13 protein-coding genes are annotated in these 19,992 nt (G+C 43.8%); 9 read left to right on the top strand and 4 right to left on the bottom strand.

Features of this window, described 5'->3' with window-relative positions:
• Positions 1-242 precede the first annotated feature (242 nt).
• The 5 genes from bamA (at position 243) to B2866_RS03965 (ending at position 7,197) form a co-directional block, all read left to right on the top strand.
• A complete protein-coding gene (gene bamA, locus B2866_RS03985) occupies positions 243-2,687 on the top strand; it encodes an outer membrane protein assembly factor BamA (RefSeq protein WP_296190897.1) in 2,445 nt (814 codons plus the stop codon).
• A 160-nt stretch (positions 2,688-2,847) separates the two neighbouring features.
• Entirely contained in the window at positions 2,848-3,864 is a 1,017-nt protein-coding gene (gene lpxD, locus B2866_RS03980) for a UDP-3-O-(3-hydroxymyristoyl)glucosamine N-acyltransferase (protein WP_296190896.1), read from the top strand.
• 126 nt (positions 3,865-3,990) lie between these two features.
• Positions 3,991-4,500: a 3-hydroxyacyl-ACP dehydratase FabZ gene (gene fabZ, locus B2866_RS03975; RefSeq protein ID WP_296190895.1), complete on the top strand. Its 510-nt coding sequence runs from the start codon at positions 3,991-3,993 to the stop codon at positions 4,498-4,500.
• Positions 4,501-4,757: 257 nt separating this feature from the next.
• Positions 4,758-5,537 carry an acyl-ACP--UDP-N-acetylglucosamine O-acyltransferase gene (lpxA, locus tag B2866_RS03970; protein WP_296190894.1) on the top strand — a complete coding sequence of 260 codons (780 nt, stop codon included), beginning with the start codon at positions 4,758-4,760 and terminating at the stop codon, positions 5,535-5,537.
• Between the two features lie 307 nt (positions 5,538-5,844).
• The gene (locus B2866_RS03965) at positions 5,845-7,197 is read left to right on the top strand and encodes a sodium-dependent transporter (protein ID WP_296190893.1); all 1,353 of its coding nucleotides are present in this window, start codon (positions 5,845-5,847) and stop codon (positions 7,195-7,197) included.
• Between the two features lie 149 nt (positions 7,198-7,346).
• Here B2866_RS03965 and tgt read toward each other — a convergent pair whose 3' ends face one another.
• Positions 7,347-8,498 (bottom strand): tRNA guanosine(34) transglycosylase Tgt, encoded by a 1,152-nt coding sequence (gene tgt, locus B2866_RS03960; RefSeq protein WP_296190892.1) that lies wholly within the window; start codon positions 8,496-8,498, stop codon positions 7,347-7,349.
• Positions 8,499-8,782: 284 nt separating this feature from the next.
• Here tgt and B2866_RS03955 point away from each other — a divergent pair, with 284 nt between their 5' ends.
• Positions 8,783-9,493, top strand: coding sequence for an SOUL family heme-binding protein (locus B2866_RS03955; protein WP_296190891.1), 711 nt, complete (start codon positions 8,783-8,785; stop codon positions 9,491-9,493).
• 84 nt (positions 9,494-9,577) lie between these two features.
• Here B2866_RS03955 and asd read toward each other — a convergent pair whose 3' ends face one another.
• Positions 9,578-10,711 (bottom strand): aspartate-semialdehyde dehydrogenase, encoded by a 1,134-nt coding sequence (asd, locus tag B2866_RS03950; protein WP_296190890.1) that lies wholly within the window; start codon positions 10,709-10,711, stop codon positions 9,578-9,580.
• Between the two features lie 442 nt (positions 10,712-11,153).
• On the opposite strand from asd, the gene B2866_RS03945 reads away from it, so the two are divergent.
• Positions 11,154-12,287 (top strand): endonuclease/exonuclease/phosphatase family protein, encoded by a 1,134-nt coding sequence (locus B2866_RS03945; RefSeq protein ID WP_296190889.1) that lies wholly within the window; start codon positions 11,154-11,156, stop codon positions 12,285-12,287.
• 614 nt (positions 12,288-12,901) lie between these two features.
• Here the strand turns inward: B2866_RS03945 and B2866_RS03940 are convergent.
• The gene (locus tag B2866_RS03940; protein WP_296190888.1) at positions 12,902-14,311 is read right to left on the bottom strand and encodes a peptidylprolyl isomerase; all 1,410 of its coding nucleotides are present in this window, start codon (positions 14,309-14,311) and stop codon (positions 12,902-12,904) included.
• Positions 14,312-14,499: 188 nt separating this feature from the next.
• Positions 14,500-17,529 (bottom strand): LPS-assembly protein LptD, encoded by a 3,030-nt coding sequence (locus B2866_RS03935; protein ID WP_296190887.1) that lies wholly within the window; start codon positions 17,527-17,529, stop codon positions 14,500-14,502.
• A gap of 371 nt (positions 17,530-17,900) precedes the next feature.
• On the opposite strand from B2866_RS03935, the gene B2866_RS03930 reads away from it, so the two are divergent.
• Positions 17,901-18,986 (top strand): aminoglycoside phosphotransferase family protein, encoded by a 1,086-nt coding sequence (locus tag B2866_RS03930; protein WP_296190886.1) that lies wholly within the window; start codon positions 17,901-17,903, stop codon positions 18,984-18,986.
• 108 nt (positions 18,987-19,094) lie between these two features.
• The gene (gene murU, locus B2866_RS03925; protein WP_296190885.1) at positions 19,095-19,823 is read left to right on the top strand and encodes an N-acetylmuramate alpha-1-phosphate uridylyltransferase MurU; all 729 of its coding nucleotides are present in this window, start codon (positions 19,095-19,097) and stop codon (positions 19,821-19,823) included.
• Positions 19,824-19,992 lie beyond the last annotated feature (169 nt).

The following is a 19,992-nucleotide window of genomic DNA, read 5'->3' as shown; positions in this document are numbered from 1 at the left end:
AACTAAAGCATGATGGTTTAATGCTTGCATACTGCTAAAGTATAGATGGCTTATGTGATACGGCGATTATTTTCTATTACCGCTACTGTACTAATTTTATTTTTTAGTTTATTTTATGATGCGTTTTATATAAAGTGTCCTGAGTCTGCCGTGCTGAAGTTTCTGACTTTATGCGAAATGGGCTAGACAACACGTGCTTTTTACCTTAACTTAAGCAAGTTTTTTATTGACGGATAGTGTTTATGCGTACGCCTTTATTTATGAGCGCGGCTGGGTTGCCGTTAGTTGTAGCGATGATGAGTATGCCGGTACAGGCTGCAGAATTTGTGGTCACTGATATCGGCTTTAATGGTCTACAACGCCTAACTCCTGATAGTCTCTATCCGGTTTTGCCGATTTCGGTGGGTGATACGGTTAATGATAGTAGTTTGGCCGCCAGTATTAAGGCACTATATGCGACTGAAAACTTCGCTGACATTCAAAGTCGTGTCGAAGGCGGCAAGCTGCGTTTTGATGTCGTCGAACGTCCTATCATCGCTGAAGTAAACTTTGAAGGCAATAAACTCATCCCAAAAGAAGGGCTTGAGCAAGGGCTTGGTAACGCTGGTTTGTCGGTCGGTGATGTGTTGAAGCAAGCGACACTGCAAGGTGTCGCCAACGAGCTACAACAGCAATATATCAGTCAAGGTTATTACAATAGCAATATCGAAGTTGACCAAACACTGTTAGATGGTAATCGCGTCAAGCTTGACGTGCGCTTTATCGAAGGTAAGCCTGCCAAAGTGGTCGATATCAATATCATTGGTAACAAGCACTTTAGTGATGAAGATATTAAAGACGTTTTTGCGGTAAAAGAGTCGTCGTGGACGCGCCTGTTATCTAAGTCTGATCGCTATGCCAAAGAAAAGCTGGCTGCCAGTTTAGAAAATCTAAAAGCACTGTATCAAAACGATGGTTATGTGCGTTTTTCCGTAGATAATGCCGTTCTTAACATCAGTGAAGATAAGAGCAATGTGTTTATCGAAGTCAGTCTTAGTGAAGGCGAGCAATATCAATTTGGCGAGGTGAACTTCTTAGGTAAACCAACCTTTGATAACAATGAGCTAAAAGAGCTGGTTACGTTTGCGCCCAATGAAAAATATTCACAAGCCAAACTTGATGCGACCACTGCTGCACTTAAGAGCCGTTATGGTAATGAAGGCTATTATCTCGCGCAAATCAGACCAGTACCGCGTATCAATGATGAGACCAAAGTCGTCGATGTGGATTATTATATCGATCCTGCGCGTCCTATCTATGTGCGCCGTATTAACTTTACGGGTAACATCAAAACCCAAGATGAAGTATTGCGCCGTGAAATGCGTCAATTAGAAGGTACACTGGCCTCTAACGATAAAATTCAGTTGTCACGTACCCGCTTGATGCGTACCGGTTTCTTTAAGGCGGTCAACGTTGATGTGAAGCCTGTGCCCAACCAGCCAGACCAAGTCGATGTCAACTATGCGGTCGAAGAGCAGCCTTCTGGCAGCTCAACGATTGCTGCTGGTTACTCGCAAAGTGGTGGTGTGACTTTCCAGTTAGATTTAACCCAAAATAACTTTATGGGTACGGGTAACCGTGTGAAAGCGGCGCTATCACGTTCTGAAACGCGTGATTCTTACAGCTTAGGTTATACCGATCCGTACTTTACCGAAAACGGCGTGTCACAAGGTATCAGCGCGTATTATCGTGAAACCAAATACGATGATAGAAACGTCAGTAACTATGTGACCGATGCTTACGGTGCCACGCTCAACTACAGCTATCCTGTTGATGAAACCAAACGTGTCAGTGCCGGCTTAAACGTTGATAAGACAAGCGTACGCGGTGGTAACCGTCTTGGTGTTTCAAACGTACAGCAGATTATTGATGGCGGCGGTACATTTGAAGAGTTTGTTAATGATGATGATACCCCTTCAAATCGTACAGGCTTTAAAAACGATTATCAGACCTATAACTTATTATTAGGCTGGGATTACAGTACGCTAGATCGCCCCGTATTCCCCAATAAAGGCATGAGCCATACTGTCGATGCAACCATTGGCCTTGGCGATGAAAGTTATCAAAAGCTTACTTATCGCGGCAATATTTATTATCCAATTTATAAAGATTGGGTTGCGCGTGGTTATACCAAGCTCGGCTATGGTAATGACTTACCGTTTTATGAAAACTTCTATGCCGGTGGTTATGGCTCAGTACGTGGCTATGAGGCTTCAACGCTAGGACCTAAATCGCAAAGTTATTATGACGCAGTTAACAAAGATGTACGTTATCTAAAAGATGAGGAAGTTGGCGGTAATGCGCTCGTTAGCTTTGGTACCGAGCTTATTCTACCAATGCCATTTAAAGGCGATTGGGCGGACCAAGTACGTCCGGTATTATTTGCCGAAGGTGGTCAAGTATTTGATACCACAGACAAAGAAGATCGCACCTTTATCAACCCAGTAACTGGTCAACCTGCCGTCAATGAAGATGGTAGTGAAGTCAAATTGCTTACTCAAGACAATAAATTCCGCTTTAGTGCGGGTTTAGGGGTAACGTGGTATACACCAATTGGTCCGATTTCGCTCAGTTATGCGGTGCCTATCGGTGATAAAGAAGGCGATGAGACTGAAAAAGTTCAGTTCCAAATCGGTAATACTTTTTAGTCCGATAAAGTGAGATGCAGCAGTTTAATCGCTTTCGTTTGTTTATGTAGCTAAGTAAATTAACAAGCCGTTAAAATTTAATAGGTCGCCAAGCTGATATCTCAACTTGGCGACTCACTTATTCATACCAATACTAATCCTAATTATACTAATAGCAACTATGATAACGATTGAGCAACTTATCACGCGGATTGAGCAGCGTCAGCCTGTTCTTAACAAAGATGACCTTAGCGCTGAGCAATTGTGTCTAAAATTAGCAGGTATTGGTAATTTAACCACCGCCAATTTGAAGCAATTAAGCTTTTTGGCCAATCCGCATTACCTGCCTAGTCTGGCAACCAGTCAGGCGGGGGCTGTGCTAACCACGGCAGAACATCATGATAAAGTCGCCAAAACCGCCGTTGCATTAGTCGTTGCTGCGCCTTATTTGGCTTATGCCAGCGCCAGTCAACTATTTGCCCGTACCTCCTTGTTTAAGGGCATTCATCCGAGTGCCGTGATAGCGCAAAGTGCGGTCGTTGGCAACGGGGTGACTGTTGGGCCTTTTTGTATGATTGGTGAGGGGGTACAAATTGGTGATCGCAGTGTGCTCGATGCTCACGTGGTCATTGAGGCGGACAGCAGTATCGGTACTGATTGTGTGCTCAAATCACAAGTGGTCATCGGACATGATTGTATCATTGGTAATCACGTTAGGTTGCATGCAGGGGTTAGCATAGGAGCTGAAGGCTTTGGTTTTGCGCCTACGAGTAACCCTAGCGTCACTGGCTGGGAGCGTATAGCTCAGTTAGGACGCGTGGTCATTGGAGATAATGTCAGAATTGGTAGCCAAACCTGTATCGATCGCGGCGCCATCGACGATACGGTGATTGGGAATAATGTTATTATCGACAATCTTGTACAAGTTGCCCATAACGTCCGTATCGGTGATGGTACCGCCATCGCAGCGCAAACTGGCATTGCCGGTAGTACCACTATTGGTAAGCGCTGCATTATCGGCGGCGCTGTTGGCATTACTGGCCATATTGAGATTGCTGATGACGTCACTCTATCTGGCATGACCATGGTGACCAAATCTATTACCAAGGCTGGTTCATACTCCTCTGGTACAGCGGCCATGCCAACAGCCAATTGGCGCCGTGCGGCGGTACGCTTTCGCCAGCTTGGTCGCGATTAGTCTAGCGCGATTAATGCATGACAATGAATGCTTAATGAATAAGACATTCAATTATTTATAAAATTTAAAAACACAGCAATGCTTAAAGACAAAGCAATGCTTAGTATAGAGCAAGGAAGCGCCATTATGAGCACAACTGATATTGATAGACCGACTGATGAAGACATTAAAAGCTTAGCAGAACAAGGCTTAACACTGCCGTTAACCTATCACACCTTAAAGCACTATCTGCCACATCGGTATCCATTTTTGCTGGTAGATAAAGTCATATCGTGCACGCCTGGTGAATGTATCACTGCTATCAAAAACGTGACCATTAACGAAGAGTTTTTTAATGGGCATTTTCCTGATCAGCCCATTATGCCAGGCGTATTGATGGTCGAGTCAATGGCGCAAGTATCGGGCGTCCTTGGGTTTATTAGCGCCGGATTGACGGCAGAAGACGGTTATCTGTATTTGTTTGCAGGCGTGGATAAAGTGCGTTTTAAACGCCGTGTTATCCCTGGTGATCAGCTGATTATCCGTGCTAAAACCGTGATGCAAAAGCAGGGTATTTATAAGTTTGATTGTACTGTCCATGTCGAAGATGAACTTGCAGCTAGTGCGCAAATTATGATTGCCCGGCAAGGACAATAAAATACGCTGATTGCTGTTGTATGACAAGTTTATAAAATTGGCTAAATCTGTCGTCGATATGCAATCGTTAGTAGAAATACAGAAACTTATCTCGGTATTTAGATAGAGTGCTATTTTTAAACATCGTTATACTTTTGGGCGTCGTTGTATTTTTAACCATATTTTAACTAAAACCAGTATCAGGTTGATTATTCACGCTAAGCTTGCTTTACTTGTTTTACCATTTATTCGCATCAGATGATACAAAGGTCCATATTATGAGTCAGATCCATCCAACAGCACTCATCTCACCGTCCGCTAACATTGATGAGACTGCCATCATTGGTCCTTATTGTATTGTCGGTGATGAAGTTTCTATTGGCGCCCATACGGTTTTGCATCGGCACGTGGTCGTAGCAAGATTGACGCGTATTGGACAATACAACCAGTTTTATCAGTTCGCCAGTATTGGTGAAGACCCACAGGATTTAAAGTATGCTGGTGAGCGCACGTGGCTTGAGATTGGGGATCATAATACCATTCGTGAGGCTTGTAGCTTGCACCGTGGCACTGAGCAAGACGGCGGCTTGACAAAGATTGGCAGTCACAATCTTTTGATGGTCAATACGCATGTGGCTCATGATTGCTTAATCGGTGACCACAATGTATTGGCTAATAATGTCGGGGTGGCAGGGCATGTGACTATTGGTAACCATACGATTATTGGCGGTAACTCAGGCATTCATCAGTTCTGTACTATTGATGATTACAGTTTGGTCGGCGGCGCAAGCTTGATTTTAAAGGACGTGGCTGCTTTTACCATGGTTTCTGGTAATCCTGCCAAAGCCCACGGCCTAAATGTGGAAGGTATGCGCCGTAAAGACTGGTCTAAAGAAACCATTGATGTATTGCGCCAAGCGTATCGTGTTATCTATCGGTCAGGTCTGACAACGGCTCAAGCGCTTGAGATTTTAAAAGCAGAGCTGCTACCAACAGAGCCAAAAATAGCTTTACTAATAGATTCGCTACAAAAAAGTCGTCGCGGTGTGGTAAGGTAAACATAGTTTTACTAATTATAGAAATAGCATGATAGCAAGATTTTGCAGTTAGCATACTTTGACAGATTATCCTTAATAATATAAAAAGCCATAACTAATAGTTATGGCTTTTTATATTTATCGCTACTTGACTTTTTTGGTCGCTTAGCAGAAACTGAGCGTTTACGATATTGTAAACAATTCTTTCATAATGTTGCTAAGCGCGTCACATTGACAAGCTGGTTAAATGAGTCTCTATCATCAAGAGCCATTTATGATAATCAAGGAAGATTATAAGCGACAGTAATTGAAGCACGAGGAAGGCAAAATGGCTATTAATAAACAAGAACATGCTCAGTGGAGCTCAAGTTTTGGCTTCGTACTAGCAGCAGTAGGATCGGCAGTTGGTTTAGGGAATATTTGGAAGTTCCCTTATATGGTTGGGGAGAGTGGCGGTTCCGCTTTTGTTATCGCTTATTTATTTTGTCTTGCTCTGATTGGTTTTCCAATTTTGGCTGCAGAATGGCTGATTGGTCGCCGTGGGCAAAAAAACCCTATTAATACTTTTTCTGATGTCGCTGCCAGTGAAGGCAAGTCTCGCAGCTGGGGTATTGTCGGTGCGACTGGTATTTTAGGTGGTTTTTTAATTCTATCGTTTTATAGTGTCATCGGTGGCTGGGCGCTTAACTACATCACCAAAGTTGGCTCAGGCAGCTTTGCCGGACAAGACAGTGACTCTGTAGCGGCAACCTTCGATGCCATGTTAGCGTCAGCGGGTACCTTGACGATCTGGCATACTGTGTTCATGGCAATCACCGCTTTAATCGTCGGTGTTGGTGTGACTAAAGGTATTGAGAACACTGCCAAAGTGCTTATGCCTTTACTGGGTGTGATTTTATTCGTGATTGTTGGCTACAACGTCATGAACGGTGGTTTCGGCGAAGCGGTCAATTATCTATTTGCGCCAGACCTTAGTAAGTTAAATGGCGATGTGATGCTAGCAGCGCTTGGTCATGCTTTCTTTACCTTATCTATCGGTATGGGCATCATGGTGGCTTATGGCTCTTATTTGGGTCAAGACGTCAATTTATTAAGCACCGCGCGTACCGTTGTTCTTTTAGACACCGTGATTGCCTTAGCAGCTGGTTTGGCTATTTTTCCAATTATCTTTAATAATGGTCTTGATCCTGCTTCAGGTCCTGGTCTTATCTTTGTCAGTTTGCCTATCGCTTTTGGTAGTATGGGCGCCGGTGCCATCATTGGTACTTTATTCTTCTTATTGATTACCTTTGCTGCTGTGACTTCTTCAATCTCATTACTTGAGCCAACAGTTGAGCTGTTAGAAGAGCGTACGCCAATGAGCCGTACCGTATCGACCATCGTCGCTAGTATCGCGGTTTGGTTATTAGGTATCGCAGCTTTGTTGTCATTCAATCTATGGAGTGACTTTACCATCATGGGTAATGGTATTTTTGATGCTCTGGACAAATTAACCAGTAAATTCATGTTACCTTTAACTGGTCTTGCCGCGATTATCTTTGTCGGTTGGAAAATGGATCAGCGTAGCATTCAGCAAGAGCTTGGATTGTCTAATGGTACCTGGCAATTATGGCAAATCATTGCCAAATTCGTCGCGCCGATTGCTGTACTGATTGTCTTCGTGACCACTTTGATGAGCTAATAGATTAACTATGATTAATACGAGCTTGTATTCTAGGCGGTATTGATTATTAGCTAATAAAAAGGGCTTAAGATTAATCTTAAGCCCTTTTCCATTTTATTGCCTTTAGCTTAAAGCATCTTACGCAGATAAGATAACTCTAAAAATGGTTAACGTAAATTGAGTTCAGGAACGCTTTGTCCGCGTTTGCTATAAAAATCATTTACAAACTCATCAAATTTATCTTGCTCGATGGCGTCTCTGATACCTTGCATCAAACGCTGATAGTAACGCAGGTTATGAATGGTCGCCAGCTGCGCTCCTAGCATCTCTTTACATTTATTAAGATGTGATAAATAAGCACGACTAAAGTTTTGGCAGGTATAGCAGTCACATTCAGGGTCTAGTGGGCCTTCATCAGTGCGATACTGACTATTACGTATGCGTATAATGCCGGCATTCTCAGCGTCACCAGTAACAAAGTAATGACCGTTACGGGCGTTGCGAGTTGGCATCACGCAATCGAACATATCGACGCCGCGACGTACCCCTTCAACAAGGTCTTCAGGCTTACCAACGCCCATCAAATAGCGCGGCTTGTCAGCGGGCATATCATCAGCGATATAATCTAAAACCTTTATCATCTCTTCTTTTGGCTCGCCAACCGACAAACCGCCGATGGCATAACCATCAAAGCCAATCTCAAGCAGGCCTTCGAGCGATTGCTGACGCAAATCGGCATACATACTGCCTTGGATAATGCCAAATAAAGCATTGGTGCTGCCAAGCTTCTTATGTTCATTAATACAGCGCTGGCCCCAGCGTAGTGACAACTCTAAAGATTTTTTGGCTTCTTCATGAGTGGCAGGATAGGGCGTGCACTCATCGAATTGCATGACGATGTCTGAGTTTAAGCTATATTGAATTTGCATCGATTTTTCTGGCGATAAAAATACTTTTGCGCCATCGATAGGCGACTTAAAAGTCACGCCTTCTTCGGTGATTTTACGCATTGCTCCAAGACTGAATACTTGGAAACCGCCCGAATCGGTGAGAATTGGCTTATCCCAATGCATAAATTTATGCAGACCGCCAAATTTATCAATGATATCGGTGCCCGGACGCAGCCATAAATGGAAAGTATTGCCCAAGATAATATCGGCGCCAATCGCTTCGATATCACGTGGCAGCATACCTTTTACGGTACCATAAGTACCCACTGGCATAAAAGCAGGCGTTTGCACATCGCCATGATTGAGATGAACCGTACCACGGCGTGCGCGCGTGATACCGCTGGCCGTTTTGTGTAAGACAAATTGCATAAGATAACCGCTATTTAAGCTATGAAAATGGCGCTAATTATAACATTGTTAAGCATTTTTTTGGACATCGATATTTAAGCGGCTGACAATTGGTTTAGAGAAGTAGAGCGTTTATAAAATAGCCTAAGCATACTAACAATTAAACGGGTCATTAATCGTTTATTAACTGGCATGCTATAACCAAAAAACACAGACATTCTTGCCAAGTCATTGCTAAAGTAGAAGAGTAGCTACTATAAATTAAATAAATGTTAAGTGCTAAATGTACATAGCGGAGAGATAATATGGCCAAAACACGCTATTTGTCATCGATTCGCTTGCTATTGAATAACGACTTATCAAATAAAGCCCTATTAAATGGACTGTTATTAACGAGCGCATTATTACTATCAGGAGCAGCTATGGCAACCGAAGAGCCAAAATATACTGTATTAAAACAGGCTGAAGACTTTGAGCTGCGTCGTTACGATGAGCAATTAGTGGCACAGACTTGGGTAACGGGCGACCAGGATACAGCAAGCCGTGCAGGATTTAAGATCTTAGCAGATTATATCTTTGGCAATAATAGCGCCGCAAATGGCGAGAGTCGTAAAATTAGCATGACGGCTCCCGTCACGATGCAATCTGAAACTAAAAAAGGGAGCCGTGAGTCACAGAAAATTGCCATGACTGCGCCAGTCAGCATTCAACAAGCTGAAGATAAATGGCGCGTACAATTTACCATGCCAAGCCAATATACGCAGCAAACGCTGCCAAGACCTAATAATCCGAACATCGAAATTGTAGAAATACCGGCGCAAACTTATGGTGTTATTAAATTTTCAGGATTGGCGAATACTGAAAAAGTCGCGGCGAAAACTAAAGAGCTACAATCTTGGATGCAAGCGCAAAATTTAACCATCACAGGTAAGCCTGAGCTGGCGCGTTATAATCCCCCTTGGACACTACCGTTTATGCGCCGCAATGAAGTAATGATTGCTTATCAGCCTAAATGATTCATTATTGAAAAAATAACGCCAAAAATGATGCCAAAAAAAGACAGCAAGCGCTGTCTCTTTTTTATTGGCGATTAAATGAGATTAGCTATTTTGCTCACGGATGATATTCAGCATACGGCGTAGAGGCTCTGCTGCGCCCCATAATAGCTGGTCGCCGACAGTGAACGCACCCAAATATTCAGGGCCCATATTAAGCTTACGCAGGCGTCCTAGCGCCACTGTTAAAGTGCCGGTCACTGCTACCGGTGTCAAACGGTTAATAGTCGCTTCTTTATCGTCTTCGACCACATCTAACCACTGATTACCGCTGTTTTTAAGTGCTGCTTCGATTTCTTCTAGCGGGATGTCTTTTTTAAGTTTAATCGTTAAGCCTTGAGCGTGACAACGCATAGCACCAACGCGGACACACATACCGTCAATCGCAATTTTATCTGCTTCAGAATTACCAAGGATTTTATTGGTTTCAACGCCGCCTTTCCATTCTTCGCGCGATTGTTTGTTTTCTAACTGTGCGTCGATATAAGGAATCAAGCTACCTGCTAGTGGTACGCCAAAGTATTGCTTTGGAAAGTCGTCTGAGCGCTGTGTCTGGGCGATTTTTTTATCGATTTCAAGGATGGCGCTGGCAGGGTCGGCAAGCTCGTCTTTAACGGCATCATGGAGTACGCCCATACCTTCGATTAACTCGCGCATGTTGTTGGCACCAGAGCCACTAGCTGCTTGATAAGTCATGGCGCTAACCCATTCCACCCACCCTTTATTAAACAGCTCACCGATCGCCATCAGCATCAGTGACACGGTACAGTTACCACCGATGAAGTCTTTTTTGCCATTTGCCAGCGCGCTATCAATCACGCTGCGGTTAACAGGATCAAGAATAATGATACTGTCGTCTTCCATGCGTAAGGTACTTGCTGCATCAATCCAGTAGCCAGTCCAGCCGCTATCACGTAGGGGCTGATGTACCTTTGAAGTATAGTCGCCGCCTTGGCAGGTAATAATCACATCACAAGCAGCAAGTGCTGCAATATCATGAGCATCTTTTAGTTGGCTGGTCTTGATACCGTCAAAGCTTGGGGCGTCGCCGCCAGCGTTACTGGTCGAAAAAAACACCGGTGTGATACCATCGAAGTCTTTTTCTTCACGCATACGCTCTATCAATACTGACCCGACCATACCGCGCCAGCCTACCAAGCCTACTGTTAAATTACTCATAAAACTCAATCCTTTTTACCATAAATTGTTGCACTGCCAACCGATAACAATGCCGTGAATAGCAGCAAAAAGCAAGGTTTTTTAGAGAATATACCGTGTTTTTCAGATATGATTTATTCACTTTTGTACTTATCAATGCTACTAGCCATAAAGTCTGCTATTTATTAAGCTTGCTGATTATTTATCGTGTCAACTTCGCTTAAATTCAAGCCCCTCTAAATAAGGCTTAAATTGTAATTTTTTATAGCGGCTCACGCCTAATGAATGTTCAGTAGTAGGCGCAAACGTGATGAGGTGCTAAAGTAAGCAGACTATCTATCTTGTTACAAAGGTTTAGAGTTTAACCGCTCAATCATGTTTTAGCTTAAACAATTATTAGATTAAAAATTCTATTTATCATTATTGGCTTTGCCATTCATTTAATAAACGGTCGACACATATTATGGATCTCTCCCTCTTATATTATGGCGCTCAGTGGTTAGCAGGATTAATCGCCTTTGTCACTATTTGGGGCTTGTTACCTCTAGATAATTGGTGGGTGCGTGGTGTTGAGTTTCCCCGTATTCAAATTATGTTTCTTGGGCTCGCTGCTTGGTTTGGCATGGTTATATTTTGGTCAGATTGGCAGCTTGGGCAGTGGCTGTTATTTATCGTTTTAAGTAGCGCGCTCGCCTATCAGCTACGTATGGTATTGCCCTATACCAAACTGTGGAAAAAAGAAGTGCTCACTGCCAAGAATATGCCAGATGGGCAAGCGCACCAGCTTAAAATCATGGTTTCAAACGTGTTAACGCCAAATGATGAAACCCAAAAACTGGTTGAACTGGTAAAAGATAATCATCCTGATATCTTAATTACTTTAGAGACTGATAAAAAATGGGAAACCGCCCTTAATCAAATTCAAGCAGATTATCCTTATACTGTTAAAGTACCCTTGGATAATCTATACGGGATGCATCTATATTCTAAGCTTGAGCTCATAGACCCTGAAGTGAAGTATCTAATGATTGATGACATCCCATCTATCCATACGCAGCTACGTTTGCAAGGCGGCCAAGTTATTTGGCTCTACTGTTTGCACCCGATGCCGCCAAGTCCGACAGAGGCAGATAAGTCTACGACCCGTGATGCTGAGCTGTTGATGGTTGGAAAACACATCAAAGAAAATAAGCAAACGGCAATATTGGCAGGAGATTTAAACGATGTGGCTTGGTCAAAGACCACGCGCCGCTTTCAACGTATCTCAGGCTTGCTAGATCCTCGTATCGGGCGTCATTTTATCAATACCTTTCACGTTAAGTACCCGTTTTTACGTTGGGCGCTGGATCATATTTTCCATAGTGCCTGCTTTACCTTGGTCGATATCCAGCGCATGCCGTCTATCGGCTCCGACCATTTTCCGGTGCTGACAACGCTACAATACGAACCCGAAAAAGTCAGTACCCAAGAAACCAATGCGCCAACTGAGAAAGCAGAGGATGTTAAAGAGGCGAAAAACACCATTGAAGCGGGCAAGGAGGAAGGCTGTAAGGTATCAAAAGAACACGCAGAGGCAGATAAACAGAGTGAGGAGTAAAAAAGTATTATTATTTATATAAAAGCTTCGCAACAAACAATAGCGACGTAAGCAAATGCTTACGCTAAATAAGGTCTTTAGCCTCTAGTCGTCCCGCGTCAATTCACCTAGAATACAACCATCAACACAAGGATACGCTAGGATGCAGTGTTGAGGCAGTAACAATAAAAGCACAGGTCAGCCCGCTGTCTTATAGGTTACTGTTTATGACTTAGGATGAGTCAACACGGAAGAGATAATAACAACAATATGAAACGCCATAGCCCTGAACCCATCGCCCTAGGTTCGGGGCTTTTCTTTGTGCGTTATTTTTATTCATAACTAAAAAACATCTCCGATCGCTAACGGATATATAGCACCAAGGTACAGCTTATCTTATAAATCATCGAATTTTTAACATATAGTGAGTGAAAAGTAATACAGATACATCAAGTACTACTGATATCGATTTTTTTGCTTGCTGTGCCTGCGTAGACAGAGGCTACAAAAATTGATATCAGCAATACCGTCGCGTTTTTAGAATATTTTGACTATATGATATAAAGTAAAAAAGGGTACATGCATTAGCATATACCCTTCTTTTATAAATTTTTTCGATATTATTAAATAACTCATTAGCCGAGTATCTGAATATAAGCGCCAGCTTGTAGTTCTTGTAGCCAGTCTTCTTTGGCCTGCGGGGCAAGACGCTGGTATAACGCTTGACGTGCCATATTGCGACGGTACTCATCGCTGACATCTTGCTCGCGCTTGCCTTCAACTTTTAGAATGTGCCAGCCAAATTGCGTTTTAAATGGTGCAGAGTAATCACCGACTGCGGTATTCTTCATGGTCGCTTCAAACGGACCAATCATTTGCTCTTCACCAACCCAATCTAAATCGCCACCGCGTCCTGCTGAGCCGGGATCATCTGAATAAGTTGAGGCTAGGCTCGCAAAGTCGGCGCCTTTACGTAATTGCTCGTAGAGGTCATTGATTTTTTGCTCAGCCAAAGCATCGGTTTGTAGCTCATCGACTTTGACTAAAATGTGACGCGTATGCCACTGCGGCACTAGCATGGTATCACTGGATTTTTTATCAGCCAGTTTGATGATGTCAATACCTTCGGGGGTCACTAACGGCGCACTGACGGCGCCAACTTCAAGTTTGGTGATTTCGCTGGCAAGCTCGGTTGGTAGCGCAGCCGCTTTATGAAAGCCCATATCGCCGCCTTGCAGCTGGATAGGATAGCTACCTTGACTTGCGCCAATGGCTTCTGTGACATCAGCATTTGGTGCTTGTAATCGTGTGCGTAGACGCTGCGCGACTTTTAGGGCTTCTTCACGCTGGGTATCCGACAGACGGCTATAGTCATCTATATAGGGGATACGAACGTGAACGGTTTGATATTCACTTTGACTTAAGCGCTTGGCTTCAGGAGAGGCCAAAAAGGCATCAATATCTTGTTCGCTAATGCGCACGCGGCTTGCGATTTGGCGCTGCTGCAAGGCTTGAATCGCGGCATCTTCAATCAATTGCGCGCGTAGGGTGGCATAACTGCCTGGTTTTGCAGCGTCTAAACGTTGTTGTAACTCACCGAGGCTACTAAGCCCTTCTGCTTGGGCGATTTGAGTCAGACGTTGATTGATGGCGGCTTCATCAGGATTTAAGCCAACCCGTTTGACCATTGAGAGTTGTAATTCGCGCATGATGAGGGCGTTTAACACTTCAGACTGGAGCTGGGCTGAATTGGCAATCGGTTCACCAGCCGCCTTCGCCCGTGCTTGGGTTTGCGCCATAGCAGCGATGAGATCACTTTTTAAAATGGCATTTTCATTGACCAATGCAATGATACCGTCTGTACTATTGGCAGGTGTCAAACGGCTCACGCTATTTTGCTGAGTACCAGCATCAACTTTTGCAGCTGACGCTTTTGCAGGCTTAACGGTGGCTGCTTGCGCACACAGGCTCAGAGCAATAGCGCCCATCATACCCATAGAAAGCAATACAGCTCGGCTTGTCTGACGTAAAGAAAAAAATCTCATGATGCTCCTCATCAATGTCATTGCATCGGATGGTAATCGGTTAAGCCTATTGACGTTACTCTTCATCTAAGTAGCGACTAGGGCTGTTTATAATAGGGGGCGAACATCGTTATATGCCGTTGTCGCACAAATGTTACTTGATACATAAGCCATCAATCATACGTGAATCTAAGGGTATAAACGACGTTTTATTCATCTTTCCATGCGCTTTGAACCGGCTCAAAGCCCAAAACTTTATCAGAAAGTAAGCGCGTTAAACGGCTGCTACCGCTACCAAGACCGTTGAGTCTGATTTCTGCCATAATCGCTTGTGTTGGTTTGTCTTTGATATTCAAATCATTATAATAACGACGACCATAGACTGCAAAACCAAAACAGCAATCCTCATAATCAACGCCAATTAACGAGTCGAGCATCTTATCACGATTATAATCGTATTGACCCTGCGCCAATACGCGCCAGCTATTATTAATCGGGAATACGGCTGATGCGGTAAACGCCGATAAAGGTAACTGGTCGGTGTTTTCATCACGCATACGCTTCACAAAGCCGACGTTAAATAGACTGTTGTCAGACGGCTGATAACGCAGCTCAGTGGTGATATAGTTCAAATCATATCTATGGGTAAGCGCGCCGCTTACATCGACCCAGACGTTATTATAAGGCTGGGTGCTGGTATCCCACACCAATCCCGAGGAAGAATTCGTCAGCACGGGTTTTTGGTCTTCGAGGGTCACACGCCCATCATCGATATAAAACTGCTCTGCGATACTACCATCAAAACGTGTCACACCCGTTGCGTCGATGTAACGATAATTAATACCGGGTGTAAAGGCATGCAAATCTTGCAAGCGGTCATGACCTAAAAACCAGCTGTCCGAAAACAGTTGCTCATAGTTAATAGAAGCAATACGAGTATTAAAGTTAGGGATATCGTTTTGGTCTTTATAGGGCGAGTAGGTATACTTTAAGCGCGGACTGAGTAAGCGATAACCGCCTAAAGTATCGTCAAAGGCGCCGAAGGGTGAGCCCGCTTGAGAAAAGTGCAGGCCAGCATCGACACTGATTTGAGGCACAAATACCGATTGGTTGCCGTCATCTTTGCTCAAATCATTGTCCGCCAAGCTGTCTTCATCGTAAGAAGTATATAAATGCTGTAAGCTAAATTTAGGTTTGATATAGCCCCAAGATTTTTCCATCGGATAAACGGCGCTCAGCTTATTATAAAAACGCGTGCCACTTTTTTCATTTTCAGAGCCATCATCGATGGATTTTTTAAAATAGGCCGAGTCACTTACGCCCGTGATATCAAAACTTTTTGCCCATGGTAGACGATAGTCAAGCTTAAGCTGCGGCAAGCGCGAGTACGGCTTGTCTTTGTCTTGTAATGGCTGTCCATTATTGTTAAACGCATCGAGCGTTTGGAAAGTCTCGACTTTTAATTCACCATTGACATAATCATTATAATAATTAACCCGCGCACGGCGTGGTAGGTTTAAGGTATTGTCTGACAAACCTAAGGTATCAAAGTCGTTGAGATAATCGGCATCAGAGACATAGCTATATTTTGCGTCGCCACTTAAGCGCGGAATACTGTTAGATGACCAGTAATGATCGTAAAAAAAGCTGCTACGGTCTTCGCCGTCATATTTTTTATCATTGGGCAAATAAGAGCCGTTAAAAATCCCTTCGCCGTACTCGTCAGTTAGATAACGAAACTCACCGGAGAGCATTGGGTTACGGTTGGTATAAACGCGAGTATTAAGGGTGGCATCGTAGTTCGGCGCTAAATTAAAATAATAAGGTACATCAACTTCAAGTCCGTTTTCACTACCGACACTCGCGCTCGGTAATAAAAAGCCGCTACTGCGTCTGTTGTCTATAGGGAAATTAAAATAAGGCAAATAGAAAACCGGCACATCGGCGATACGGAACGTGGTGTTATAAGCTTCGCCGCGGCCTGTTTCGGTATCTAAGTCGATACTTTTGGCATCAAACTGCCATTTGCGGTTGGTCGGTGGGCAAGTACTAAACATCACCTCATCAAGCTCATACTGCGTCTCGTTAGGGCGATTTAAGTGCTTGGCATAGCCGTGTGCTTGCAGCTCTACGCTAGCAAAAGCCACATCTTTAGCGGTTGATTGTCCGGTTTCGGTATTGTAGTTTAAGCTGTCGGCGACGCCGATGAGACCACCAGTTGAGGCTTTATCAGTGAGGCTAGATTTACTGTTTTGGACGTTGCTGTTTTGTCCAGTCGCTTGGTCGGTAAACATCACTTTACCTTGCGCAGCTGCGACATTGTTATTCAAATCGAGTACGATTTTCTCTGCTTCGATATGCTGCGTTCCTTGGTCAACAATGACATTGCCTGAAAGCTCGGCATAGTCGACATTGTCATAATAGCCATAATCTGACTCTGCAAACAACGGTGCTTGATTATTAGGAATGCCGTTTAAGTTGGGCGCTGGCTGGCCGTTAGGTGCACCTGTTTCATTGATAGCACGTTGGTAATTAGGATTTTTCTTGGGATAAACCCATTGCCCTTCGCAGCGTTGAGCGCTGTCGACGCTATTGGGTAGTAGCCTTAAATCGCTACCTACGGCTGGAATGGTTTGCGCGGCAAAAGAGTTTTGAATATCGTCGTTATTACTATCTGCTATGTCATCATTGCTGTTATTGTGTAACGTTGCAGGATCCTTATCAGGCGTTAATTCATAAAATTCTGCTAAACGCATTAGGCTGTCTTGAATGCTTTCGTCATTGACATCAATGCTGCGCTTATTGGATTTAGCGGTGCTGTTATTGACAGGCACAGTGGTATTATTTGCTTTAGTAGCGTTATTGACGGCATTGTTATTAACATTATTACTGTCACTACTGTCACTACTGTCACTACTGTCATTAATTGCCGTAATGTCTACATTATTATCAGTAAATGCATCATTATTATCGAGAGCAGGCGCAGTTGTTAATTGACTGTTTACATTTTCACCATTGGCATCCGCAGCGCCATTTTGGGTTTGGTTGACCCAATCGTTAAAGGCGGTATGCTGGGTGGCCTCACCGTCGCTAGGGTTGTCAGTGATTGATGTCTCAGTCGTCTGCGCATCAACGTTATTATCGACAGGATTAAGGGCTGCACTGACCGTCAAGCTAGATAAGCCCAAGGCGCCAAATAAAATCAAACGGATGCTTTGGTAGAGCGGAGAATATAACAAGGGCACACCTATGATTGTAGAGCCTATTGGATTGCGATCGTTAAATGACAGGCTGTATTTTAACGCTATTTAACGACGAATAAACCTGTCATTAAGACGATAATCTCGAAAATCGGAACGTTTTACATATAATGACGACTAATCATAGTCAAAAAAAACCAAATCAGCTACACTATTTACCAAAATTTATAATATAGCGAATTATACAGACCTTTTTACGGCCGCATAGCCAGTAGAGTTTGTCTGCTTAAAGCTGCTGCGTTGCTTAGGCACGCGCTCATTATTTTAACAATTATTTGCCCCACATATCACTTATTTAGTCATTTATGACTGATATTTAATTTGCGATACTTTTTATGACGGATAAAACCATGACAGTACCTAGCGTACCCGCTACGCGCCAGCAGCAGTTAGAGCAATGGCTGCAAGACGTGTTTGCCAACCAAAAATTTATTCTTGATAGTCTGCCGGGTGATGCCAGCGCGCGCCAATATCACCGTATCCAGTTACTTGATAATGATGCTGTCGAAACTGAGCGCTATATTGTCATGGATTCGGCTGACGAACAAGACGCGTTGCAGCAGTTTATTAATGTCGCAAAACTGATGGCACCAGCAATCAATGTTCCGACGCTCGTCGCTCAAGACGTGGCAAAAGGCTTTTTGGTATTGCAAGATTTTGGTACGGTAGAATTTGCTCATCTGCTGGTCGATGCGCCAGCCGCTCAGGTGAATGATTACTATCAATTAGCGCTGCGCACTTTGGTTGCCTTACAAGCAGTGCCAGTGGCGACCGCAAAGACGGATCATCAATTACCAGATTATGATACCGCGCTATTAAACCGTGAGATGGATTTGTTTAGCGAGTGGTTTATTCCTTATATTGGTATAGAGCTTGAGCAAACGCTTTGGGGAAATCTTAAATCGGCTTTAATCGCTGAGATTTTGGCCCAGCCGCAGGTTATTGTGCATCGTGATTATCACAGTCGCAACCTTATGCAAGACCAAGTAGATCATACGCGCTTGGGCGTGATTGATTTTCAAGATGCGGTGATAGGCGCGTATAGCTATGATTTGGTATCATTGGTACGCGATGCTTATGTAGAATGGCCAGAGAGTCAAGTCACAAGCTGGATACAGGACTGCTGGCAATTGCAAAAACAGGCAGGGCTTGCGACAGCTGATAATGCATCGCAGTTTGAAAATGATGTTAATGTCATGGGCGTACAACGGCATTTAAAAGTGTTGGGTATTTTTATCCGCTTGTTTGAGCGTGATGGCAAAAGCCGCTATTTGGCCGATATTCCAAAAGTCATGCGTGACCTGATTTTTGAGCTAGAGTGGCTGGCAGAATACGGCAAGCCCGATATGAAGCAGGCAGTCAGCCCGTTTAATGAATGGCTGCGAGAGTCTATCTTGCCTGCTTATCAACATAAATTTGTACAACAGTATATCTAAACAGCATGAGCAAAATAAAAACGATGACAGTATTTATCGCTCTTACTTTGTTTAAAACAGTCGATAATGAATAATAGGCAATCATACAGCCAATAACAAGGAGCGTGTATGTCGATAATAACGCAAGCGATGATTTTGGCGGCTGGCAAGGGTACGCGCCTGCGTCCGCTCACACTCGAGACGCCAAAGCCTTTGGTGAAAGTAGGCGGGCAGCCGCTCATTGTCTGGCATATCAAGGCGCTACAAGCTGCTGGCATTACTGATATCACTATCAACGCCTCATGGCTTGCAGATAAACTAAAGCAAACATTGGGCGATGGTGCAGAGTATGGCGTAACGCTGCATTGGTCAGATGAAGGTGATGAGCCGCTCGAGACTGCTGGTGGGATTTTTAACGCCCTGCAAACAGGCAAGCTGCAAGATGCTCCTTTTGTCTTAGTCAACTCCGACGTTTGGACGACCTATGATTTTGCGCAGTTGCGAGACTATCAATTAGGCGCTGACCAACGAGCGCATTTATTATTGATTGATAATCCTGAGCATAACAATGGTGGCGACTTTGCTATTAATAATGGACTGGCAAGCGAGCAGCCGATTGCTGATGCTGACAAATATACCTTTGCTGGCATCAGTGTCATCTCACCAAGACTGGTTGATGGGCTGGTAATAGGGCAGCCGGCAGCGCTTGCGCCACTGCTAAAACAAGCAATGCTAAAGTTTCAGATTACCGCTGAGGTGATTAAAGACAATTGGATAGACGTCGGTACGCCCGAGCGCCTAACGCAAATCAATGACTATATAGAAAATCACAGTGTCGATAATCATCGCGGCGCTTAAACGGTTTTACGACAGTTAAAGTTAAAAAAGCAGCGCTGAATAGTGAATATTCAGCGCTGCTTTTTCTATTGACGGTAAGATTTTATAAAAATAACCCCACTCTCAACTTGAAATACGCAAATCAAACTGAAGAGGCGGGTTACCAAGTTTTTTATTGAGTACAAAGCAC

The organism is Psychrobacter sp. UBA3483 (genome assembly GCF_002377905.1).
In the GTDB taxonomy this organism is placed as follows: domain Bacteria; phylum Pseudomonadota; class Gammaproteobacteria; order Pseudomonadales; family Moraxellaceae; genus Psychrobacter.
Note: the sequence above shows the minus strand (reverse complement) of the source record. Positions and strands in the feature narration are given on the sequence as shown.